22 protein-coding genes are annotated in these 22,572 nt (G+C 64.1%); 11 read left to right on the forward strand and 11 right to left on the reverse strand.

Annotated features, from left to right (window positions below; genetic code table 11):
• Nucleotides 1–18 precede the first annotated feature (18 nt).
• Together C453_RS08970 and C453_RS08975 are read left to right on the forward strand one after the other, a co-directional pair.
• Nucleotides 19–297 (forward strand): hypothetical protein, encoded by a 279-nt coding sequence (locus C453_RS08970; RefSeq protein WP_008323991.1) that lies wholly within the window; start codon nucleotides 19–21, stop codon nucleotides 295–297.
• Between the two features lie 34 nt (nucleotides 298–331).
• On the forward strand, nucleotides 332–610 hold the full coding sequence (locus C453_RS08975) for a hypothetical protein (protein WP_049907615.1): 279 nt from the start codon (nucleotides 332–334) through the stop codon (nucleotides 608–610).
• Nucleotides 611–660: 50 nt separating this feature from the next.
• On the opposite strand, the gene C453_RS08980 is transcribed toward C453_RS08975, so the two are convergent.
• The 3 genes from C453_RS08980 to C453_RS08990 are packed head-to-tail and all read right to left on the reverse strand — an operon-like array spanning nucleotide 661 to nucleotide 4,641.
• Nucleotides 661–1,443, reverse strand: coding sequence for a metallophosphoesterase (locus C453_RS08980; RefSeq protein WP_008323994.1), 783 nt, complete (start codon nucleotides 1,441–1,443; stop codon nucleotides 661–663).
• 4 nt (nucleotides 1,444–1,447) lie between these two features.
• On the reverse strand, nucleotides 1,448–3,364 hold the full coding sequence (locus C453_RS08985; RefSeq protein WP_008323995.1) for a rpa-associated protein: 1,917 nt from the start codon (nucleotides 3,362–3,364) through the stop codon (nucleotides 1,448–1,450).
• Nucleotides 3,361–4,641: a Single-stranded DNA binding protein gene (locus C453_RS08990; protein WP_008323996.1), complete on the reverse strand. Its 1,281-nt coding sequence runs from the start codon at nucleotides 4,639–4,641 to the stop codon at nucleotides 3,361–3,363. Before C453_RS08990 ends, C453_RS08985 begins: the two co-directional genes overlap by 4 nt.
• A 116-nt stretch (nucleotides 4,642–4,757) precedes the next feature.
• Between C453_RS08990 and C453_RS08995 the strand changes: the two genes are divergently transcribed.
• Nucleotides 4,758–5,123 carry a DUF7510 family protein gene (locus C453_RS08995; protein ID WP_008323997.1) on the forward strand — a complete coding sequence of 122 codons (366 nt, stop codon included), beginning with the start codon at nucleotides 4,758–4,760 and terminating at the stop codon, nucleotides 5,121–5,123.
• 8 nt (nucleotides 5,124–5,131) lie between these two features.
• Here the strand turns inward: C453_RS08995 and C453_RS09000 are convergent, their stop codons facing one another.
• Entirely contained in the window at nucleotides 5,132–6,172 is a 1,041-nt protein-coding gene (locus C453_RS09000; RefSeq protein WP_049907616.1) for a glycosyltransferase family 4 protein, read from the reverse strand.
• A gap of 111 nt (nucleotides 6,173–6,283) precedes the next feature.
• Between C453_RS09000 and C453_RS09005 the strand changes: the two genes are divergently transcribed.
• Both C453_RS09005 and trxA read left to right on the forward strand, forming a co-directional pair.
• The gene (locus tag C453_RS09005; protein WP_008324003.1) at nucleotides 6,284–6,943 is read left to right on the forward strand and encodes a 2,5-diamino-6-(ribosylamino)-4(3H)-pyrimidinone 5'-phosphate reductase; all 660 of its coding nucleotides are present in this window, start codon (nucleotides 6,284–6,286) and stop codon (nucleotides 6,941–6,943) included.
• A 112-nt stretch (nucleotides 6,944–7,055) separates the two neighbouring features.
• Complete coding sequence (trxA, locus tag C453_RS09010) at nucleotides 7,056–7,391, forward strand: thioredoxin (protein ID WP_008324004.1); 336 nt, start codon at nucleotides 7,056–7,058, stop codon at nucleotides 7,389–7,391.
• Between the two features lie 102 nt (nucleotides 7,392–7,493).
• Here the strand turns inward: trxA and C453_RS09015 are convergent, their stop codons facing one another.
• Nucleotides 7,494–7,808 carry a NifU family protein gene (locus tag C453_RS09015; protein WP_083881586.1) on the reverse strand — a complete coding sequence of 105 codons (315 nt, stop codon included), beginning with the start codon at nucleotides 7,806–7,808 and terminating at the stop codon, nucleotides 7,494–7,496.
• A gap of 125 nt (nucleotides 7,809–7,933) precedes the next feature.
• Here C453_RS09015 and C453_RS09020 point away from each other — a divergent pair, with 125 nt between their 5' ends.
• The gene (locus C453_RS09020) at nucleotides 7,934–8,650 is read left to right on the forward strand and encodes a ribosome assembly factor SBDS (protein ID WP_008324006.1); all 717 of its coding nucleotides are present in this window, start codon (nucleotides 7,934–7,936) and stop codon (nucleotides 8,648–8,650) included.
• A 66-nt stretch (nucleotides 8,651–8,716) separates the two neighbouring features.
• Here C453_RS09020 and C453_RS09025 read toward each other — a convergent pair whose 3' ends face one another.
• Nucleotides 8,717–9,046, reverse strand: coding sequence for an FUN14 domain-containing protein (locus C453_RS09025; RefSeq protein WP_007539889.1), 330 nt, complete (start codon nucleotides 9,044–9,046; stop codon nucleotides 8,717–8,719).
• A 266-nt stretch (nucleotides 9,047–9,312) separates the two neighbouring features.
• On the opposite strand from C453_RS09025, the gene hflX reads away from it, so the two are divergent.
• Nucleotides 9,313–10,608, forward strand: coding sequence for a GTPase HflX (gene hflX, locus C453_RS09030; protein ID WP_008324007.1), 1,296 nt, complete (start codon nucleotides 9,313–9,315; stop codon nucleotides 10,606–10,608).
• 89 nt (nucleotides 10,609–10,697) lie between these two features.
• Here the strand turns inward: hflX and C453_RS09035 are convergent, their stop codons facing one another.
• From C453_RS09035 to C453_RS09045, 3 genes are all read right to left on the reverse strand, one after another.
• Nucleotides 10,698–13,808 (reverse strand): PGF-pre-PGF domain-containing protein, encoded by a 3,111-nt coding sequence (locus C453_RS09035; protein WP_049907589.1) that lies wholly within the window; start codon nucleotides 13,806–13,808, stop codon nucleotides 10,698–10,700.
• Between the two features lie 159 nt (nucleotides 13,809–13,967).
• Entirely contained in the window at nucleotides 13,968–14,501 is a 534-nt protein-coding gene (moaC, locus tag C453_RS09040; protein ID WP_008324009.1) for a cyclic pyranopterin monophosphate synthase MoaC, read from the reverse strand.
• Nucleotides 14,498–15,931, reverse strand: a complete 1,434-nt coding sequence (locus C453_RS09045; RefSeq protein ID WP_083881587.1) for an NAD(P)H-hydrate dehydratase — start codon at nucleotides 15,929–15,931, stop codon at nucleotides 14,498–14,500. Before C453_RS09045 ends, moaC begins: the two co-directional genes overlap by 4 nt.
• A 106-nt stretch (nucleotides 15,932–16,037) precedes the next feature.
• Between C453_RS09045 and C453_RS09050 the strand changes: the two genes are divergently transcribed.
• From C453_RS09050 to C453_RS09060, 3 genes are all read left to right on the forward strand, one after another.
• Entirely contained in the window at nucleotides 16,038–17,222 is a 1,185-nt protein-coding gene (locus C453_RS09050; RefSeq protein ID WP_008324011.1) for an MFS transporter, read from the forward strand.
• A 44-nt stretch (nucleotides 17,223–17,266) separates the two neighbouring features.
• Nucleotides 17,267–17,662 carry an ArsR/SmtB family transcription factor gene (locus C453_RS09055; protein ID WP_049907590.1) on the forward strand — a complete coding sequence of 132 codons (396 nt, stop codon included), beginning with the start codon at nucleotides 17,267–17,269 and terminating at the stop codon, nucleotides 17,660–17,662.
• Nucleotides 17,663–17,741: 79 nt separating this feature from the next.
• Nucleotides 17,742–20,096 (forward strand): ATP-dependent DNA helicase, encoded by a 2,355-nt coding sequence (locus tag C453_RS09060; protein WP_008324023.1) that lies wholly within the window; start codon nucleotides 17,742–17,744, stop codon nucleotides 20,094–20,096.
• Between the two features lie 24 nt (nucleotides 20,097–20,120).
• On the opposite strand, the gene C453_RS09065 is transcribed toward C453_RS09060, so the two are convergent.
• Nucleotides 20,121–20,309 carry a DUF7576 family protein gene (locus C453_RS09065; protein WP_008324025.1) on the reverse strand — a complete coding sequence of 63 codons (189 nt, stop codon included), beginning with the start codon at nucleotides 20,307–20,309 and terminating at the stop codon, nucleotides 20,121–20,123.
• A gap of 237 nt (nucleotides 20,310–20,546) precedes the next feature.
• On the opposite strand from C453_RS09065, the gene C453_RS09070 reads away from it, so the two are divergent.
• Nucleotides 20,547–20,768 carry a DUF7511 domain-containing protein gene (locus C453_RS09070; RefSeq protein WP_008324026.1) on the forward strand — a complete coding sequence of 74 codons (222 nt, stop codon included), beginning with the start codon at nucleotides 20,547–20,549 and terminating at the stop codon, nucleotides 20,766–20,768.
• 42 nt (nucleotides 20,769–20,810) lie between these two features.
• Here the strand turns inward: C453_RS09070 and C453_RS09075 are convergent, their stop codons facing one another.
• The gene (locus C453_RS09075) at nucleotides 20,811–22,553 is read right to left on the reverse strand and encodes a DNA mismatch repair protein MutS (RefSeq protein ID WP_008324027.1); all 1,743 of its coding nucleotides are present in this window, start codon (nucleotides 22,551–22,553) and stop codon (nucleotides 20,811–20,813) included.
• Nucleotides 22,554–22,572 lie beyond the last annotated feature (19 nt).

Raw genomic sequence — 22,572 nt, forward strand, 5'->3', positions numbered from 1 at the left:
TGTGAGTGAAGTTCGGCCGTGTCCCCGAATCGCGTCTATTGGCTCTCGTTCGTGTGCTTCGGCCTCGCCGCAGCAGCCAGTGCTGGCGTGAAAATCGCCCACGGGGCGACCGACATCGCGACGCTCGTTTCGGCCCTCGGAGGGACCGTCCTCGTCGCTGTCGCGGTGGTCGCGCTGACGAATCCCGAGCGTGCCGACGGCCCAACGGAATGGGGGCCGCTCGTCTATCTCGTCGCGGGGAGTGCAGCCCTCTACGCCGGAATACATGCGTGGGAGCTTGTTTCGGTGGTCGTCTGATGTGGTCGCCACGCGCCGAGGGTGGGGTACCACTGTGACCCCGGAACGGACGTTCTGGCTATCGCAGGCAGGGTTCACTGCCGGGAACCTGCTTATCGTGCTCGGCACCCAGCGAGACGACCTCGCGGCGTGGCAACTGGTCTTCGCCGCAGTGCTTGTGCTTTCGAGTCTCTGGTTCGTCGTCTATGCTGTTCGGGAACGAGAGAAAGGCGTTCCAGCGTTCTTCTTCGAGTGGACCGGCTGGCAGCGACTCGCTCGCGTGACGGCCGGTTCTGTGTTTGTCCTCGGTACTCTCACGTTCGCCTTCGCGTAGGCGCGTCAGAAAACGGAGACCGTGTTTGGCGACCCTGACAACTGCTCCGCTCAGACGTTCCGATAGTCACCCAACCGCGTCCCATCGAGCAGGTACGCCTCCCCATCTACCAGCCCGTCCGGCAGGAACGGCGAGAGAAACTCCTGCCCGGGGACGTTGACCCACGTTCCCCCGGAGGTGTTGTTGAACGCCGGGAACACGACCAATTCGGGGTCGTGCCACTCCAACTCCGATACGTCCACGTCGAAGTGGTCGGCAAAGACCTCCGCCGCGAGCGACCCACGAAGCCAGACGCGCTCTTTTCGCCCGCCGCCAACTTCGTCTTCGAGTCTGACTGCCGGGTGTTCGTGCGCCGAGCAGACGATATCGGCCGCCAGCACCTCTCGCGAGGGCCACGTATGGCCGTGGCAAAACCCAACGTCGCCAAGCCGGACGCCGGAGCCGTCGGTCACCTCTACTCGGTCGCCGAAAAAGTCCGCGAGCCCGCCGTCGTGGTTGCCGGGAACGAGCGTCATCTCCGCGTGGTCGGTCACGGCCTCCACGAGGTCAGTCAGCTCCTCGGCTTCGTCGCCCTTCGGACCGGAAATTCGGTGTCCGAGGTCGCCGAGGACGACCAATCGGTCGGCGTCGGTCCGGTCGAGAAGCGACAGCAGTCGCTCGCGGCGAACGTCGGTGTTCGACGGGAGTTCGACGCCGCGTTCGTATCGCAGACCCGCCTCGATACCGGCGTGGTAGTCGGCGACGACGAGCGACCGCTCGGGGAAGTCCCGGCGTGTCGTTCGTGCGACCGCCGCGGGATGGCCGGGAATCGGTTCGACGAGTGGGTCGGTCACGCCCTCAGATTGCCTTCAGGACGTCTTCCTTCGGTTCGTAGCAGCGACCGCCGAGAAGTGCCTCCTCGATGGCATCGTCGACTGCGGCCGCGTCCACGCCGTACTCGTCCACGACGGAGTCGACGACTGCGTCGCGTGCAGCGCCGTCACCATCGTCGAGGCCCTCCATCGCCTCCACAACGACCGCTTCGAGGTTCACGTCCTCGGCAGCGACGTCCGGTTCGTCCGATTCCGCTGCTGGTTCGGGGTCCGATTCAGCCGCGGGTTCCGTCTCCGCGTCTGCTTCTGGTTCAGGTTCAGGTTCGGACTCCGACTCGACATCGAGCGCCGGTTCGTCGCTAGCCGGTTCGGTGTCTGCCGCCGGTTCATCTGCGGCTTCCGCTTCGAGCTCGTCTGCGTCGGGCACGTCGATGTCTGCCTCGCCAGCGGGGTCGACCTCCGCACCGCTCGTGAACTCGGTTCCGAACTCGGATTCGATTTCTTCGCGCTCTTCCTCGTCGAGTTCGTACATCCCGTTCGGGTCGGCCGCGTCGGTTGCACCGGTCGCGTCGGCCGTGCTGGCTGTGTCGTCGTCAGTCGAATCTGGTTCGTCTCCGAAGTCACCGAGCTCTCCATCGGTCGACTCGGACCCGTCGTCGAAGTCGCCGAGCGTTCCGCTTTCGGTGTCGTCGAAGTCACCCAACTCACCCGATTCGGCCGTCGAATCGCCGAAGTCACCGAGGTCGTCGGCCGTGTCCAGCGACGGCTCAGCGTCGGCTTCAGCATCCAGCGATGGCTCGGAGCCGGGTTCGGATTCGATATCAGGTTCTGATTCGGATTCGATGTCAGGCTCTGGCTCGGAGTCGATGGCGGATTCCGACTCTGGTTCGGACACAGGGTCGGCTTCAGGCTCCGACTCCAGTTCCGGTTCTGGCTCAGGCTCAGATTCAATCTCCGGTTCAGGTTCAGATTCTGGCTCTGGTTCAGTCTCGGGCTCCGAAGTGTCGGATTCGAGGTCGAGTTCCGACTCTGACGGTGTCGAGTCCGAGCCGGGCGAATCAGCCGAGTCAGCCGAGTCGACCGACGCTTCGGCAGCAATCGGCTCAGACTCGGTTGGCGTCTCGGCCGGTTCTTCGGCCGCGTCCGTCTCCGGAGCGTGGTCGGCGTCTGTCTCTTCGACCGACTCCTCGATAGCGACGGCATCGGCAGGTTCGAGGTCGAGTTCCGGCAGCGTGCCGAGCGTCACGTCGCCGGGTTCGTCTGGCGAGACGGTGAGCTGGTCGACTTCCGTTCGGTCGCCCGTGACGAGTTCGAGCGTCTGGACGGCGAGCGTCCGCATGGCTTCGAGGTACCGGCGGGTCGTCCCGTAGTGGTCGATTGCACGCGGGATGCCGGCGGCCAGCGTCGGGTCGACACCGCGGGCTTCCAGCGCTGTCTGGAGGTTCTCACCGCGGTAGGGCATCGAGAGCGCCTCGTCGAAGACGGCGATGCGTTCGAGTGTCGCTTCGGCCGCGGAGACGACCCAACGGTCCCGAACGTCGGCGTCAACGTCGTTGACGCTCTCCGGTCGAATCGACGTGAAGACCACGTCGGAGTCGTCCGGCTCGTAGGTTCGCGCCTTGCCGGTGAGTGCGACGAACGCGGGGGGCTTGGTCTGGTCGAGGAACGCCATCGCCTCGGGCTGGTACTGTCCGGCGTAGGTGACGAACACGCCCGTCGGGTCAGCGAAGCGGCCGCGAAGGACCTCGTCGTTGACGGGTTCGACTTCCGTGAGGACGCCCGCAACGAACGTCCGGTTGAGGCGCGCGCCCGTCGGCGTGACAACGTAGTTCGGGGCACGCTCTTCGTCGCTCTCGGAGTACGACAGCGACGCGTCGTCGAACTCGGCGGCGAAGACGCGGTAGGCGACTTCGCGCGTTCCGACGACTGGTGAGGAGCTCATGCGCCCACCTCCGTGAGGAGGGCCGCGGCACGTTCAGCCGGGTCGTCGTCAGTCTCTTCGAACTCGTCGGCTTCGAGGTTCGCGCCGTACTCGTCCACAGAGAGGTTCCCGCGAACGCGGTACTCGCGGCCGACGAGCGTGTCGGCGATGTCGTCGGCGACGACTTCCTTGTCCATCGCCTCTCGCGCTTGGGCCATCGCGTCTTCCATCGTCCCGCCGTAGACTGCTTCGGTCAGGTCGCGGTCGAGGATAGCCGTCACGGTTCCCGTGCCGTCGTCGAGAATCGCCTTGACGCGCATGTCGTCCTCGCCGTCGACATCGCCGTGTTGGCGACACTGGCCGTTCTGGAGGACGCGACTACAGTCGGAACAGCGTTCGATGAGTCCCGACCCGTCGCGTACTTCGAGGACGTTGCCGAGGAGTTCGATGTCGAAGACGCCGCCTGCGTCGACCGCCTCGCCGATTTTGAGGCGCGGCGCGGAGTCGGAGACTTCCACAGCGTCGTCGAGCACTTCGACGGTCGTGAACTCCGAGAGGTTCACTTGCGGGACTCCGCGGAACTCGCGGACGTACACGTCCGAGAGGCGAAGGCTTGCACCTTCTTTCAGGTCCGGGCGCGGTGCCCAATCGGTGAAGGGGAGTCGCCCGGTTTCGTCGGCGAGGACGCCAGAGAGGATAGTCGTCTCACCGTCGCGGCCGTCGATAGTCCGCGATTCGACTTCGAGCACGCGCGTCTCGACGACCCGGCCGCGGTCGCCAGCCTGCAGGTCGATGAGGTCGGCATCGCCGCCGATTTGGTCGTCGTAGGGCGTCTCGACCGGTTCAGATTCGACCGCGACGGTCGATGCTGCGCCGATGTTTAATTCAGGTTTGCCGTCCCACTCTCGGACGCCAGCGTTGCCGATAGTGACGGAGTCCCCGGGTTCGAATCCGAAATCCTGCCACGCGGTGTAGGAGATTGTCCCGGAGCCGTCGGCGAGTTTCCCCTCGTGAATCGTCTGGGATTCGCCCTGGTAGACGATAGAGCGCGTACCAACCGTTAGGACGCGGACAGTCACCGAGACGTTGCCGCCGTTGGGTTCGATGTCGGCGATGCGCTTGGCCGACGGCGGAGCATCACTGCTCGACGAGCTTCCACCGTGTTTTCGTCGGACGCTCTGTTTCGCTTCGTCCAGCGGGACGCTGTACTGCAAGAGGTTCTGCAAGTCGCTTTTGACCTCCTCTTTGTCGACACCGAGGGCGGAGGCAAGCTCCTCGGCATGGTGATCGAGTTCCATCGGTGAGGGCTTCGCCCCCATTCAATAAAAAGGATTGCCGGGCCGCCAACTCGACTGCGAACCCGGGTCGCCTACGGGAGCGAATCACTAAGTGTTCGCGTGTCAGTTGCATTCGTATGACGAACGACGCCGACCCCGACGCCGCGGAGGCAGTTTCCTTCTCCGTGACCGTCGAAAACGGGTGGACGACTATCGTGATGGAGGGCGACAAGGACACCGCGGTCATCGTCCGCTCGGAGTCGGGCGAGCGAATCTATCTCCCACCAGAAGGCTTCGACACCGACGCGTCCGGCGATAGCCCGTACCAGCGCTCCGACAGCGCCTACCAGTCGGCTGACTCGCCGTACCAGTCAGTCCAGACCGACGATTCACCGTATCAGTCAGCCCGCGGGACGATGCCCCGAGAAGGGATGGTACCGACGCGAGACGGCTACCGAATCCGGCACCCGGAACCGGTGACAGACCTGCGATTGCTGCGGTAGTCCGGTCCCTATTCTTCGTCGTCTAACACGTCGTGGTAGTATTCGACCGTCTCGTCGACGACGCGGTCCCACGTGTACGGTTCGTATTCGGGTTCACCCTCCAGTGAGAGGCCGTACTCGATACCGTCGGCGATAGAGTGCGAGTCGGGTTCGACTTCGATGACGCAGTCGTCGGGAAGGACCTCCGCGGCACCGCTTTCGGTGGCGACGACGCGCGTCCCGACCGAGAGGGCTTCGACGATTGTGATGCCGAACGGCTCCGACAGCGACGGCGAGACGAACAGGTCGGCGGCGGCGTAGTAGTCGCCGAGTGCGTCTTCGGGGACGTACCCTGCCCACTCGATTCGGTCTCCGACGCCGAGCAGTTCGGCGAATCGCTTGAGTTGGTCGGTGAGGTGTCCCGACCCACCCATGACGAGCGTCACGTCGTCGCGGTCGAGTTTTTCCAGCGCGTAGACGAGATGTGAGATTCCCTTCTGGTCTGTGTGCCGCCCGACGAAAAAGAGCATCTTCCCGTCGATACCGAGTTCGGATTTGATGTCGCGGCCGGTCGTCTCACACTCCGAGAAGCCGTTGTAGATGACGTGGCAGTCGCCGCCGTACTCCTCTTTGACCTTTCCAGCGAGGAGCTTGCTCACCGCGATGAGATGGTCGCATCGCTCGACGACGCGGCGCTCGGTTTCGACCTCTCGCTGCGGCGGGTCGATGTTGCGGTCCGACGACAGCGAGTGGAACGTCGAGACCCACGTCACGTCCTCGTTGTTCGACTTCGCGCGCGACCCGGGACCGTAGCCGAACCAGTCGTGGGTGTGGACGATATCGGCGTCTTCGGCTCGCTCGGCGAACGTCGACCCTAACCGGCCGATGCGCGTGATGATGTCGCCGTCGCCTGTCGGGACTCCGATGATGCCCTCACGCTCCGGGGCGTACTCGGCAGGCAACACGAGTTCGATTTCGACGTCGTCGCGGTCTTCGAGACGTTCGAACATTTCGCCGACATGTGTGTCGAGGCCGCCGCTGACGTTCGGCGGGAACCCCCACCCCAGCATGAGGACCTTCGGAACCATTGATGGCACAAGGTAGCACGGTGGCCTATTTAATTCCTCTCCGGCAAACTCGGTCACCGAAAGGGGTTTTCGACGCCCGCGCGACTCGCGAGTATGCACGTCCACGTGAACGCCGCCACGAGCGTCGACGGAAAGCTCTCTTCTCGGCGACGCGAACAGGTCATGATTAGCGGCGACGACGACTTCGAGCGCGTGGACAGGATACGCGCGGCGTCCGACGCGGTCCTCGTGGGTGTCGGGACGGTTCTCGCCGACGACCCGCACCTCACACTCGACGCCGAGGAACTCGTCGCTGAGCGCGCCGAGAACGGAGACAGTGCTCACCCAGCACGAGTCGTCGCCGACTCGCGCGCCAGAACGCCGACTGACGCACGCATTTTGGACGACGCAGCGACGACGTACCTCCTTATCTCCGAGGACGCACCAGAGGCCCGCCGTCGGGAACTCGAAGCCGCGGGCGCGACGCTCGTCGTCGCCGGGGCTGAACGAGTCTCGTTTCCGGCCGCGTTCGAGGCTCTCGAAGACGTAGGCGTCGAGCGATTGATGGTCGAAGGCGGCGGCGAGGTCATCTTCTCACTGTTCGACGACGACCTCGTGGACGAACTCACGCTCTACGTCGGGTCGATGGTTATCGGCGGTCGCGACGCGCCCACACTCGCAGACGGCGACGGATTCGTGTCCGACTTTCCCCGACTCTCGCTTCGAGACGTGGAGCGCGTCGACGACGGGGTACTGTTGACGTACGACTGCTGAGTGGCAGTCGCTCGTTAGAACGGCCCACTCGTCAGAAATTCGACTTCTGCGGTCGTGCATTCCGGCGCAGACGGGCGCAACCGGTAAGAGTGTCGCGCGAATATGAATCTGCATGAGTACACCCGAAGCAACCGGCTCACCTATTCACGTCGAGAGTGCGGACCACCTCGACGAACTCCTCGCCGACCACGATATCGTCCTCGTGGACTACCACGCCGAGTGGTGCGGGCCGTGCAAGATGCTCGAACCGACGGTCAAGGAGATTGCCGAGGAGACCGACGCGGTCGTCGCTAAGGTCGACATCGACGAACTCCAGGCACTCGCCCGCGACAAGCAGATTCGTAGCGTTCCGACCCTCCAGTTCTACCACGACGGCGAGCAGGTAAAGCAGGTCATCGGCGTCCAGAGTAAAGAGGACCTCGTCGAAATCATCGAGCAACTCGCATAGGCTCGGACGGCCGTACTCACTCGAATTCGTGTTTTACTCCGTCACTCGCGTAGCGAACGCTCTCCTCGCGGCGGCGAGAACGTGCCTCTCAGAAACTCGCGTTCAGAACGGTACGTCGGAGATGTCGGGGTCGACTCCGGAACCCTGCCCGTCGTCGTAGGAGCCACCAGTCGTGGCGTGGACTGCGTCGATTTCGTCGAACTCGGCGACCATCCGGGACTTCAGCGCCTGAATCGTCATCGGCGAGATACCGCAGCCAGAACACGCGCCGGTGAGCGAAATCCACACTTCGCCCGTCTCTTCGTCGATAGCGTCGATGCCAGCACTGCCGCCGTGCATCTGAATCTGAGGGAAGTTGCGGCGCATGAACAACTCGATGCGCTCTTCGAGTGACTTCTCGGAGGCTTGGGAACTCATGCCAGAATGTGGGTAGTCGGCGGGCATAACGGTTTCTTCGTCGGAAAATCGACGAATACCCAGTGCGACCGCCGTCGTTCGACAGGCGGCGAGGGCTTTTTACCTCGGAGAGTGAATCGCCGTCTATGATTTCACTCGACGAAGCAGTCACTGCCCGCTTGGAATCACACGGCGCACGCTTCGAGGTCCTCATCGACCCCGACGCGGCACTGGCAATCAAGCGCGGCGAGTTCGACGGCGACCTAGAGGACGTCATCGCCGCCGAAGACGTGTTCGAAGACGCGTCTCGCGGCGACCGTCCCGCAGAGAACGATCTCGAAGAGGTCTTCGGGACGACAGACCCGCTGACCATTATCCCCGAGGTCGTCAAGAAAGGTGAGATTCAGATTACCGCCGAGCAGCGCCGCGAGATGCAAGAACAGAAGCGTCGGTCGCTCATCAACCGCATCGCGCGGAACGCGGTCAACCCGCAGATGAACGACACGCCGCACCCACCAGAGCGAATCGAGCGAGCGCTCGAAGAGGCCGGGTTCACCATCGACCCGATGGAACCGGTCGAATCGCAGGTCGACGACGCGCTCGACGCGCTCCGTCCCGTCCTTCCCATCAAGTTCGCCGAAGTCACTGTCGCCGTCCAACTGCCCGCCGAATACGCCGGGAGCGGACAGGCGCAGATTCGAAGCTACGGCGACCTCGAACGCGAAGAGTGGCAAAGCGACGGCTCGTGGGTCGGCGTCATCACCTTCCCGGCGGGGATGCAGAACGACTTCTACGACAAGGTCAACAACATCACAAGCGGGACCGCCGAGACGCGTATCGTCAAAGACGAAGACGACCTGTAACGACCGAGACGCGACTCAGCGTCGGCTCTGACCGAGCGAAAATCAGCCGCGAAAACCGGCCGCGAATTACCCTTTCTTGAAGCCGACGAGGAAGCCGCCGGAGAAGCCAGCCGAGATGGAGAGCGTCGAGAGGATGGTCGAAATCCAGTCCGGTGGTGCGCCGGTCGCGGCGTCCTGCGTCGCGCTCACGAGGCCGCCGGTGAGACGCTCCCAGTCGACGGTGATGATGCCCCGCGATTCGAGGAATTTGAACACAGCGAGTTCGAGGCCGACGATGACGGCGATGAGCTTTGCCACCTTCTTGGCGGCGAAGCCGATGATGCCGCCGACGACGGCCCCGCTTCCGAATTCGAGACCGAGTTGTTGTGGGTCGATGCTCAGTTGCAAGGGGTCCATACGCCGAACATCCTGCGCGTTCATATAAGTGATTTGTGGGGCGGATTCCTCGCAGGGGGACTCACGACGTTCGCGAAAGCGACGATGACTGTCACTCTGTGGGCGATAACCTACAAGACTCGGCCCGTGGTATCACTCGTATGGACGTGGAGGTGACGAGCACCCATCTCGTCGTATGAGTCTGCCCGAGGGGGGCTTAAGTGCCTCCGCCGGCTAGGGTACACCGACACAGTGCAGGCGAGATACCAGACGAACGGGGGACGGCGATGACTCGCGTCGTCGTCGCGAAGCGCGTCGACAGGGGAGACGCCGACCTCTCCGAGATAACCGACCTCGCGCGAGCGGCTGGCTACGACGTCGTCGCGAGTCTCACGCAAACTCGTGACGAAGACCCCGCGTTCCACTTCGGTGAAGGGAAGGCCGAGGAGTTAGCGTCGCTCGTCGCTCGCGAGGACGCCGGGGCGGTCATCATCGACAACCGACTGGGCCCGTACCAGACGTACAACATCGCCCAGAAACTGCCGACCGACACCGAGGTCGTCGACCGCTTTACGCTCATCCTCGAAATCTTCGGACAGCGAGCGAGTACGCGCAAGGCACAGTTGCAGGTCGAGTTGGCCGAGTTGCGCTACGAACTGCCGCGTGCCGAGGCGAAGGCGTCGCTGGCGAAGCGCGACGAACGCCCCGGATTCATGGGGCTCGGCGAGTACGACGAGAGCCGCGAACGCGACATCAAAGCGCAGATTTCGCGCATCAAGAACGAACTCGACTCTATCGCCGAGAAAGAAGAGACGCGGCGCGAACAGCGCCGGGAATCGGGCTTCGACCTCGTGGCGCTCGCGGGCTACACGAACGCCGGGAAGTCGACGCTCATGCAGCGTCTCGCGGCGGACCTCGAAGTCGGGGAGAACGACGACCTCCATCCCGACCTCGACCCGACCGCCGAGTCACAGGACAAACTGTTTACGACGCTCGGCACGACGACGCGCCGGGCCGAAACAGGCAAGCGAGACGTCCTTCTGACCGACACTGTCGGATTCATCTCTGACTTGCCACACTGGCTCGTCGAGTCGTTCAAGTCGACGCTCGATTCGGTCTACCGTGCCGACCTCGTGCTCTTGGTCGTGGACGCGTCGGAATCGCTCGAAGCGATGCGGGAGAAACTCGTCACGAGCCACGACACGCTCTACGAGCGCAACGAGGCTCCTATCGTGACCGTGTTCAACAAGGTGGACAAGGTCGACGACGAGGAACTCGAAGAAAAGCGTGCGGCGCTGTCGGCGCTCGCGCCGAACCCGGTGCCCGTCTCGGGACTCACCGGAGAGAACATCGAGGAGTTGACCGAGCGCGTCGAGCGCGCCCTGCCCGCATGGGAACAGGAACGACTCTTGCTTCCGATGGCGGACGACACGATGAGCCTCGTCTCGTGGCTCTACGACCACGCACACGTCGAAAGCGAGGAGTACGAAGGCGAGCAAGTGCTCGTCGAGTTCGAGGCCCGCCCCGAAATCGTCGAGAAGGCGCGGGCGAAGGCCTCATCGCTGTCTGCTGCGCCGAACTAGCGATACCGAGTCTGATTTTCAAAAAAGGCCGTCGAGAGATTGCTTCTTGCTCGACCGAGACGGTTGGTGTCGACCGCGACGGTAGGTGGTTAGTCGCGCCAGACGCGCGCAGCCACCAGTGCGAGTGCGGCCAGTGCGACAGTCACCCCGAATCCGGGTGCGTCACTCTGGGTCGTCGAGGCCGCCGTCGTCGGCTGTTGCGTCTCGGTGGCGGTCGTCGCGTCCGAAGACGTGGTCGTCTCAGTCTGTTCCGCCGCGTCTTCGCTCGACTCGGTCGTCGTCTCGTCGCCAGCGTCTGCCGACTGGGCCGAGATGGCGAACACGGAGAACCCCGGCGTCACGGCAGCGTAGCGGTCACCGCCGAGGTGGGTCGTCTCCAGCGTTTGCCACTCGCCGTCGTGGTAGCGAGACAGCGTCACGTCTGACGGGTCGGTCCCGGACTGTTCGAGTCTCTTCGACGGAACCGTGAACGTGATTGTCGCGTCCTCGATGTCGTCGTCGGTCGTTCCAGAGAGGTCGATTTGCAGGTAGCCGACCACCTCCGAACTCGACTCGCCATCGTCCGACTCGGTCCCCGTGAATTCAGGCGTTCCGTCAGGTGCCTCGTCAGCGGAACTGACCGAGACGCCCATCTCCGGGGCCTCCGACGAGAGGTTGAGGTCGAGTTGCGAGACCGACGGTCGCGTGTCGTTCGACGCGTCTTCGGTCGTGTTCGTGGTCGTCGCGTTCGCGGACGTCTCGTTCGTCGCCGACTCGTTCGTGGTCGTGCCGTTCGTAGTCGTCTCGTTGCTGGACACGTTCGACGCGTCGTTCAGGCGGTCGAGGTCGATGCTCACCGTCTCGTCCGGGGAGGCGTTGGTGAGCGTCACCGTCGTCTCCTCGTCGGTGGTCGAGGCGGTTGCGGTTTCCGCGCCCGAGACGGACGTACTTGCGTCGACTTCGGTGGTCGAACTCGTGTCGTCAGTCTCGTCGCTGGTGGTCGTTGTGGTGTCTGCGTCGTCGTCGTCATCATCGTCATCACCGTCGTCGCTCGTGGAAGACGACGGGCTCGAACCGGACGAGGGCGACGACCCCGAAGACGACGGGGAATCGCCCGACTCGGAGTCGCTTCCGGAGTCCGGCGCTAAGTTGACCTGTCCTGCAGAGTAGTGGATGTCGAAGCCGACGTCGATACTGCCGTCGGAGTTCGACTGGGCGTTGACCGACTTGTTCTCACCCTCGTAATCTGCAGAGAGGTCGGACGGCGACGACACGCCCCATTGGTTGAGCAGCGCCGACGGGAGCGTCGCTTCGAACCGTCCTGTGTTGTTGTCGCCAGTGATGGTCTTGTGCGGCCCGGCGACTTCGACTTCGAGCTGTCCGGCCGTATCGTTGTATCTGGGCGGCGTGAACGCCTGTGCGTCGGTGGCGACGACAAGCCCCGACATGTTCGGATTGAACGTCTGGACGCTGTCGTTCGAGACGAACGCGAGCGAGAACATCGGCTTGAACGCCGCAGTCGCCTTGTCTTCGTTCGACGGGAGCGTCTCCCAATCACTCACACCGGTCGCGTTACTGGTGTACTGCGACTCGATTGGGTTCGCCGTGACGTTCACCTCGTAGTAGGAGGACTTGTTCGTCACGTTCATCGAGACGTTCTGTGCCGTCGCGATGAGGACGCCGGGCTCGTAGGAGTGGTTGACGTGGAGCGTCACCTTGACTCTCGATTCGTTCGTGAGGCCGGTCCCAGAGAGGTTCTGCGACCACGTCTTCTGGTAGTCGTTGAGGTCGAACTGAAGGAGTCCGCCCTGCCCCGACGGTGGGGCGACAGACGACTCGACGACGGTCGTGTTCGTCGGACCGGAGACGACGCTCCATCCCTGGACGGTCGCGAGGTCCTCGACACTGACCGTGACGGGCGTCTCGTTGCCGGCGCTGAGTTGGTACGACCCGGACGTGTACGAACTGGAATACGACACCATGACGCTCACGGTGCGCTCGCTGTTCGGTTGGACTTCGAACGTGCTGCTGTTGAGCGCCTCGTAGCCGCCCGCTTGCGGGTACACGTGAACCGTGTAGTTCTGTGCGGTCCCGCCGGTGTTGTTCAGCGTGACGTTCACCGGGTACGACCGGCCTTTGAACAGCGGGTCGTCGTCGACGGTGTACGATTCGAGCGTGACGTCGTTCGTCACGTTCACCGAGAAGCGGTCCTTCGCGACGGGGTTGAGCGACGCCCACTGCATCGAGTCGTCGATGACTGCCGCGCGGACGCGGAAGTCGCCTGCTGCCGTCTTCGCGGGCAGCGTGAAGGTCGCAGAGCCGTCGAGCGTGCTCAGCGAATTGTTGTGGTCGATGACGCCGTTCGGACCACGGAGCGTGAGGTTCGCGTTGTCCTTCGTGACCGAGCCCGTGACGTTGTACTGGACAGTCACGTCCACCGTCGAACCGGCCGTCGTCGACTGGTCCGAGACGGTGACACTCGGCGATGAGGAACCGGAGCCACCGCCGCCAGAGCTGTTGACTTGCACGCTGGTCGTCGTCTCGTTGTTGAGCGTGAGTTGCCGCGTCGTGCCCGCAGCGGACGCTCCGTAGGCGACCGAGATATTGACGGTGGTCGACGCACCACCCAAAAGCGTCTCGGTCGTACTGTTCATCGGCGTCGAGTTACCCTGCTCTCCGTAGACGCGCGCGTCGAAGTCCTCGGAGACACCGCCAGTGTTGTTCAGCGTGGCGTTGACCCAGAACGTCTCACCGGCGTCGACCGCCGTCTCGGAGACGCTGTACGACTCGATTGTGACGTTGCCCCCGGAGTCGACGACGAACGTCTGCGAGACGAGTCCCTCCATCGAAGAACTGTTGTACGTCGTCGCGATGAGCCGCTTTGCCCCCGTGTTGAGCGTCCCATCAGTGATAGACATCGTCGTCGAATCGACGAGCGGCGGGCTACTGGAGTTCGACACCAGCGTCCCTCCCGTAGCCGGGTCGACGACGCTGACGACCAAGTCTGATTGGTCGACAGCCCCCGTCAGATTGTATGCGACCCCGATATCGGTCGATTGCCCCGGCGTGATTGTCGTCTGTGCTTGTGCTCTGATTTCGGGCGACGACGCCGGTGCCGTCAGCCCGGCGGCGGCCGTCACCATCGCCCCGAGTGGAACGACTGACGTAACGACTACGAGCGCCACCACTAATGTCAGAATTTTATCCCTGTCCCCTGCCATGCGAACGAGTAGCTAGACTAAATTGATAAAACTGACTTCAACAGAGTCAGAATTGATATCGGGAGAGCGGCCGAGAGAACGATTACGGGCAGTTAGCGCAGTCGTATGCTGTTGTATTCAAAGAAAATAATATCTCCGAGACTCAGAGAGTGCGACTGGCTACGAATACTTCTCTTTGCGTATAACTTCGATATCTGATAGTTTCGTCCCAGGGTACTGCCCGTCGTCGTCTTTCTCGGCTGCCTTGACCATGTCCCAGACCACGTTGAGACCAGTCGTGACACCTTCCAGCGCCTCCATCTCACACCCGGTCTTTCCTGTCGTCTCGACAGTGACCGAGAGCGTGACTGCGTCGTCGCCGACCTCGAAGTCGGTGTCGACGTTGGTGATGGGAATCTGGTGGCACATCGGAATCGTCTCCCACGTGTGTTTGACCGCCTGAATCGCACCGATACGGGCGGTTGCGAGCACGTCTCCCTTCCCGATTTGGTCGTCCCGAATCGCCCGAACCGTGGACTCGCTGAGGTGAATCGTGCCGCGGGCGACTGCCCGACGGTGTGTATCGGGCTTCGCGCCGACGTCGACCATCTGGACGTTTCCGTCGTCGTCGACGTGTGTCAGGTCGTCCTGTGTGGCTGCGTCGTCCGGCTCGGTTGGAGCGTCTTGGGTAGTCGCGTCGTCTTCTCCCGTCATTCGTCCACCTCCAGACCGGCAGGCACGCGGTTCAGAACGTCGGTCGCGACGAGTCCACCACCGAACTCCTCGACTGCAACGTCACCTGCACGGCCGTTCACGTACGCGCCGACAGCGGCGGCGTCGAGAGGCGGGAGCACACACGCAAGCGCCCCCGTCACACCTGCGAGCACGTCGCCAGTACCACCGACAGTCATTCCCGGATTGCCGGTTCGATTGACGCGCACGTCGTCGCCGTCCGAAACGATATCGTAGGCACCCTTGACGAGGAGCACGTGCCCGAGTTCGCCTGCGAAGTCGCGGACGAGTTCGCACCGGGCATCCCAGTCGTTGGCTGTCTCGCCGCCCATCTTCTGCAACTCTCCCTGATGGGGCGTACAGATGAGCGTCGCGTCGGTGTCAACTTCGGGGACGACCTGCAACGCGTCGGCGTCGACGACGGCGGTCCCGTCGAAGTCGGCGAGGAACGACCCGACTGCGTCGAGCGTCGCATCGGCGTCGCCGAGTCCCGGACCGAAGACGACGACGTCGCGGTCGGCGGCGAGTTCGAGCAGGTCAGGAACGTGGTCGGGCGTGAGGTGGGCACCCGAGAATCCCGAGACGATGAGGTTCTCAGAGTACCCCTGAATCTCGCGGGCGACGTGTTCGGGTGCTGCGACGCGGGCGAGGTCGGCACCGGCGCGGAGTGCGGCCTGCGCGGCGAGCGCGGGCGCACCAGTGTACGGACCGCCACCGACGACCAGCACGTCGCCGTGGTCGCCTTTGTGGCTCTGTGAGTCGCGTCCGAGCGCGATGAGGTCGCCGGGACCGGTGAACAACTCGGCGGCGTCCGGGATGCCGATGTCGGCGACCGTCACCTCGCAGTCGAGCGCGTCGAGGCCGGGCTTGTCGTCGTGAAAAGTGACGACGTGGTCGGCCGCGACCGAGACGCCTTCGGCCTCGCCCGTGTCGGCATCGACACCCGAAGGAACGTCCACAGCGAGCACTGTCGCGTCGGTATCGTTGATTGCTCGGGCAGCGGTCGCTTCAGGTTCGCGGAGCGCGCCCGTGACGCCGGTTCCGAGCATCGCGTCGATGACCACGTCCGGGTCACCGAGGTCGAGGTCGGCTGAGTCGGTGACGGTCCGCACGTCGGCTTCGGCGGCGACGAGCGCGTCCCAATTCTCGCGGGCGATGTCGGTCGAGATGGTTTCGGGACGGCCGAGCAGGTGGACCGTTACGTCGTACGCTTTCAGGAACCGGGCTGTGACGAGGGCGTCGCCCCCGTTGTTGCCGCGCCCGGCGACGATAGCGACCGTGGAACCGGGGTCGGCGAGGTCGCGACACGCCCGAGCGACGGCGTTCCCACTCGACTCCATGAGCTGTTTCCGCGGGACGCCGAGTGATTCGGCGTTCAGGTCGACCGCGGCCATGCGTCGACTCGTAATCATGTGGTGGTGTTCGGCCGGTCCCGCGTTACCGTTTGTGGTCCGGGACCACGCCTCTCGTGCGTCCAGATTCGCAACGTTTGACTCGCCCCCGTCTGAATCGAGGGTAGTGACTCGCCGCCTCTTCGGAACCCTCTGCGGACTCGTCTTTCTCGTCAACTTCGGTCGTGTGGCCTTCCCACCGTTAGTCGAAACCTTGCAGAACCAGTTCGGCGTGGGACCGGCGACAATCGGTATCGTGACCAGTCTCGTCTGGTTGGGGACGGCGCTGCCGCGTATCCCGGTCGGATACCTGCTTACTCGCATTCCTCGTCATCGCGTCGTCCTCGCCTCGGGGACGCTGCTCGTGCTCGCGTCGGCGTTCACCGCGAGCGCGACGTCGATTCCGATGCTTCAGGTCGGCGCGTTCACCATCGGTGTCGCCTCGGGCGCGTACTTCGTCTCTGCGGTGCCGCTCATCGGCGAGTTGTTCCCGGAGCGCGTCGGCCGCATGGTCGGTATCCACGGCACCGCCAGCCAAGTCGCGGCCGTGGTCGCCGCGCCAATCGTCGTCGCCATCCTCGCCGCCTTCTCGTGGCGTGAGACGTTCTGGGCGCTCTCTGTCGTGGCGGCGGCAGTGACGCTCATTCTCTTTGTCGTCTCCCGCGACGGGAGCATGGACGCAGCGACCGGCGCGGACCGGAACTTCATGGCCGCACTCGCTCACTGGAAAGTCATCCTCACGGGCATCCTCCTTATCGCGCCCGCCGGGTTCATCTGGCAGGGCTTGTTCAACTTCCTCGTCTCGTACATGACGCAGGCGAAGAGCTTCGACCCGACGACGGCGAGTACGATGCTCACTATCGTCTTCGCTGCCGGTGTCCCGGCGTTTTCGCTATCGGGGAGACTCGCCGACAAACTCCCGCACGTGCCCTACATCTTTGCGCTTCTCGTCGCCTTCTCGGGTGCGTTAGTCGCACTGACGTTCGCGCAGGGCTTTCTCGCCGTCGCCGCCGTCATCGCAATCCTCGGGTACGTCATCCACAGCCTGTTCCCCGCACTGGACACGTTCATGCTTTCGTCGCTTCCGAGTGACGTGCGCGGGAGCGCCTACGCAATCTTCAGCGGCGCAGCGCTCCTCTTGGAAGCGAACGGTAGCGGGGCTGTCGGGTTCCTGACCGAGGCGAACTACGGATTCGAGTTCATCTTCCAGACGCTCGCTGGCGCGCTCATCGTGACTGTCGTCCTGCTGTCTGTCCTTTACGCCGCCGACCGACTACCAGGAGTACAACGGAAAACGAGGCCGTCTACGTAGGACTCCGAAACGGTTTACTATCTTCACTTCATTTGGCTGATATTGTGTCAGGGTTGTTACCGTCTGACGGCGACGTCGATGTCGGTGGTGAGGGGTCGCCGCGTGTCCATTTATTCGACGACGAGGAGACGGAGGAACTCATCGGAAGTCTCTCGTGTGCGACTGCGCGGGAGATACTGTCGAGTCTACACGAGTCGCCCGCGACGGCCGCGGAACTCGCCGACTCGGTCGATACGTCGATACAGAACGTGCGCCACCACCTCGGAAACCTCGAAGACGCCGAGTTGGTCCAACTCGCCGGGACGCGATACTCGGAGAAAGGCCGAGAGATGAAAGTGTACGCACCGACCGACGACCCGTTCGTCGTTTGTGTCGGCGGACTCGACGACGATGGTGCGAGAGAAGGTATCGTCGACGCCATCGAGTCCTTTTTAGAGTAGTTCGGCCGGCGAGGAAGAGGCACCCCCCACCACCGCCGAACGTTCAAATACGAAACCGCGGCCACTCACCGACACCCCTATGGCCGTCGCAACTGGACCTGAGAGCGTGACCTGGCAGGAGGTGTTTGGCCACCCGGAGGCGTACCCGGAACAAGCCGACGGAATCGAGACTGCGATAGAGACTGCCCGAGACGACGGCTTCACGGTCGTCGAAGGAGCCTGCGGAACTGGCAAGACGATGCTGGCGCTCACCGCGGGTATCGAACTCGTGCGCGACCCCGACTCCGACTACGACCGCGTGGTCGTCCTCACGAGCGTCAAACAGCAACTCCGGCAGTTCGAAGCCGACCTCCGAACCATCAACGAGAACCTTCCCGACGAGTGGAAGCCCGTCTCCGGCCTCACGCTCGTCGGGAAAGCAGACGTCTGTCCGTACAGTAGAGAGCGCTGCGGCGGCATCGACGAATCGACCGTCTACGACCGGTGTGACGGTCTCCGCGACCGGACCCGTGGCCTCGTCGGCGACGGCGGTCGCACCAGCGCGGAGACACTGGCGAAAGACGCCCGCGAGCAGCAGACCGGACTCCTCGACACTGGCTCGTCGGCGGCCGGTCCGTCTTACCTCGAAACTGCGGGCGACCCGACACCGTACCCGAAGTCGATGCCCGAATACGAGGACGTGGAGTACTGCCCGTTCTATGCGAACTTCCTCGCCGACCTGCCCGAAGACGGCGACCCTGTCGAGGCTGTCCCCTTCGAGTTCGACGACGTGGGCCACATCACGCCCGACGACCTCGTCTCGCTGGCCGCCGGTGCTGGCTCGTGTCCACACTCCGTGATGGGCGCACTGTTGCCCCACATCGAGGTCGTCGTCGGCAACTACTACCACGCGTTCGACCCGACGACGGTCGGCACGTTCACCGGCCCGCTCGTCGACGACTCGACGTTCGTCATCTGCGACGAGGCGCACATGCTCGAACCGCGCGTCCGCGACCTCGTTTCGGTCGGCGTCGGCGACCGAACCCTCCGCGACGCCGAAAGCGAGTACACTCGCGTCATCCAGCCCGTCGAGTTCGACGACGCGGGCAAGTCCACCGCCGACGCGGAACTCGTCCGCGGCGAGTTGCAAGAAGCCGACGTGACGCTCCGCGAACTGAAGGAGACACGAGATTTCATCCGCGACCTCCGCGAGGAACTCGACCGCCGTGTGACCGCCTATCTCGACACCGAGTACGTCGGATGGCGCGCCGACGTGACCGAACTCGACGACGAGGAGATTCCCCTTCGCGACCCCGAAGAACCCGGCGTGGACGAACTCACCGAGTGGGCCGAGGAAAACGGCTACGACGAGGGAACGTGGGTCCGCTCGGAAGCCACGGGGTCTGCGGTCGCTCGCATCCTCGATTCGGTCGAAGAAGAAGACAAGCGCCGTGCTGCACCCGCCGCGGGTCGCGCACTCGCCACGTGGGCCTACGCCGACCACGAGCGCTATTTCCGCGAAATCGACCTCGAACGGACGTGGGACGAGATGGAACCGGCCGAGTCGTGGCGGCGGGCCTACAACGCCCACCTGTCGGTCCACAACTGCGTCCCCGGCGAGGCAATCGCCGAGCGCCTCGCCGACTTCGGCGGTGGCGTGCTCATGAGCGCGACGCTTGAACCGCTCGACGTGTTCCGGCGCGTCACTGGCCTGGACTCCCTCGTGGACGACGGCCGCCCGGTCGCCGAGCGAACCTACGGTCTCGGCTTCCCCGACGAGAACCGCGCGAGTTTCGCCGTCGACGTACCGAAATTCACCCACAGCAACCGCGGCGCGCCGGGAGAGGAAAACGAGACGCGACTGGCGCACGCCGACGCTGCGGTCGAAGTCTGTCGGCGCTCGGCCGGAAACGTCCTCGTCGGGATGCCGAACTACGCCGAAGCGGAGTGGATGGCTGGCGTCCTCGACGAACGCGTCGAGCGCCCGGTTCTCCTCGACGAATCGTCTGACGACGGTGCGACAGAGGACCTCAAAAGCGACTTCTTCGGCGGCGAGGCGAAAGTCCTCGTAACGAGCCTCCGGGGGACGCTGACCGAGGGCGTCGATTACAGCGGTGACCGCCTCTCGGCCGCCGTCGTTTGCGGCGTCCCGCTCATCAATACGTCGTCGCCACGGACGCGCGCGGTGATGACGGCCTACGACAGAGAGTTCGGCGATGGATTCGAAACCGCGCTGACCGTTCCAGCCGTCCGAAAGGCTCGGCAGGCGCTCGGGCGCGTCATCCGTGGGTGGGACGAAGTCGGCGTTCGCGTCCTCGTGGACGCGCGCTACGCCCGCGACTCGTGGAACGGGGTGCGCGAATACTTCCCGGAAGAAGAGCGCGACGAGTTCCGCCCGGTCAGCCCGGACATGCTCGGGTTCGCACTCGACCAGTTCTGGTCGGGCGTCGAGTAGCCTGCGGCGGCTCTCGAAACAGGATTACCGCTCGTCGTCCCAGTCGTCTCGACACGCGTCGCCACAGAAGTGTCGCTGTCGTGTCTCCCCGTCGTCGACCCACGTGACGACGCGGTGGCTCGGGCTGTTCACGATTGGCTCGTCGCAGGTCGCACACGTCGGGGCGTCGGCTGGGTCTACGTCTTCTTCTAAGTCAGATGTCGGGTCGACCATCGACACGCATGTGGCGTGGCCGCGTACTTGAAGCCGACTCCGGCGGCAGAAGTCGCCCACCGGACATCGCGACCGTACCGCTGTTTCCGCCGGCGAATCGAACGAAGACACTTGCGACTATGTTTCACATACCTCCGTACCCCCCGGAAACGTGCCCGTTCCACGAGGTATTGGCAATCTGTACCACACTTAGTGAAAGTTATGTAAGCACCGTCGCCTCTGTATATGCGACGGCGAATGTCCGAAATGCCCGCTCACCAAGACTCGGTTGCAGGGACTACAGACCACTTCGGTTCGGAGGCGGCCGAGGAGTACTTCCTCCACAGCGTCGTCGTAAACTACCGAGAAGGCTCCGACCAAGTGACCGTCTACCCGCGGCGAGACAGTTGCTGCGACCAAATCGAGGCGTGGCTCACAGCCGACGCCGACGCCTTCGTCTCACTCGAAGAGATGCGGTGACTGGACGCGACGCCGGACTCTGAGGGCGTCTCCCCGGCGTCGTCAGTCCGTGAATTCCGCGTCCGAGAGGGTCTTCTGTACCGCTTCTTCACCCACAGCCGCCGCCAGCGCTTCGAAGCCTGCGCGTTCGGCCCGGCCACGGGCGTTCGCCACCAACCGCGAGACGATGAACTCCGGCGTGGACTTGCCGACGGTGCCGAACCGCGGCTGGTAGTCGACGCGGAGTTCGAGCGACTCGGTCAGTCCTTCTGCGAAGATACCGTCGATGCGTGCCTCCGGTGGGAGCGGGCTGAGTTCGTCTGCGAGGTGCGTCACGTAGACGCCGAAGGCGTCGCGTTCGACGGTGAGATTCACCAACCCGTTGAGCAGGTCGGCCGCCCGACCCGGCTCGGTGATTGCCTCGAACTCGTCGACGAGCATCATCGTCCGGCCGTCGCCCGAAAGCGGCGGCACGATGGATTTGAGCGTCGATTCGAGGACGCCAGCGTTGAAACTCGCGTGCCGACGGTGGAACACGAGCGCGTCGAACCGACCGACGACCGCCGATTCTGCGGGGACCGGAAGCCCCATCGACGCGAGGATAGCCACCTGCGAGAGCGTCTCCAACAGCGTCGTCTTCCCACCGCTGTTCGCCCCGGTGAGGACCGAGACGCGGTCGCCACTCGGCGGGGCGACGCCCGACGAACACGAGAGGTCGTGTTCGCCGACGGCGTAGGAGACTGGCTGCGGGTCGTCGAGAAAGAGGTTCCGTGCGCCGCAGACTGCCAGCCCTGTCTCGGAGAGCGTGGGCTCCGACAGGTCGTACTCGTCGGCGAAACGGGCGAGCGACAGCGACAGCGCCACGTCGTCGACGGCTTCGACGGCAACGTCCACGTCGTCGCGGGCGGCCCAGATACGGTCTCGAAGCTCCTCGGCGACGGTCTCTTCTCGCGCGTCCACGTCGGCTTCGAGTTCGTCCACGAGCGCCCGAAGCGACGTACTCACGAAGTCGGCAGCGTCGCGGGCGTCAGCAGCGGCGGCCGATTCGACCTCACCGCGCGAGAGGTCTGTCTCGTGGGCGACGTACTCGACGAACGCGGCTCGGAAGTCGTCGAGCGAGCGCACACCGCGTTCCTGAATCGTTTCGAGGACGTCGAAGGCGCTGGATTCGAGCGATTCGAGCGTCTCCAGCCGGTCCCGCATTCGGTCGAGTCGGTCGTCTGCCCCGGGGGCGACCGAGCCGTCGGCGGAGACGTAGCCGAGGGCACCGAGCGCGTCGCGGAGCGCGTCTGGGTCCGCTTCGTCCAACGCCTCGAACGTCTCGCCACGAAGTCCGGCCTCGCGGAGTTCGAGCGCCGTTTTGACCGCGGCGCGTTCCGTCTCGCCAGCCTCGTCGTAGGCGTCGAAGGCCTCCTTCACGGCAGTCCGTGCTTCGTCGTCGAGTCTGGCCCACGCGTCGCGGGCCGCGAGCACTCGGTCGAGTCGCTCGCGGCGGGCCTCGATTGTCGGCAGCGGCGTCAACACGCGAATTCGGTCGGCGGCGTGGTCGGTCACGGCGCACTCGCTTGCGAGCGTGAGTAAGTCGTCGTAGACATCTCTGGCGTCACGCGTCGCAAGTGCGTCGATACCGCTTTTCCCGTTCGCTCGCCGGAGAATACGCACTGCTCGTCCGCGGGTGACTCCCGCGTCCACCAGCGCACGAACGTCGGCCGACTCGATGGCGGCAACTGCGCCCTCCCTGCCGAGTGCCGATTCCAAGCGGGTCGACGTTTTCGGGCCGACCCCCCAGTAGTCTTCGAGTCGCATACCGGCCGGTCACACTGAC

It is taken from the genome of Haloferax elongans ATCC BAA-1513, from assembly GCF_000336755.1.
Lineage (GTDB): Archaea > Halobacteriota > Halobacteria > Halobacteriales > Haloferacaceae > Haloferax > Haloferax elongans.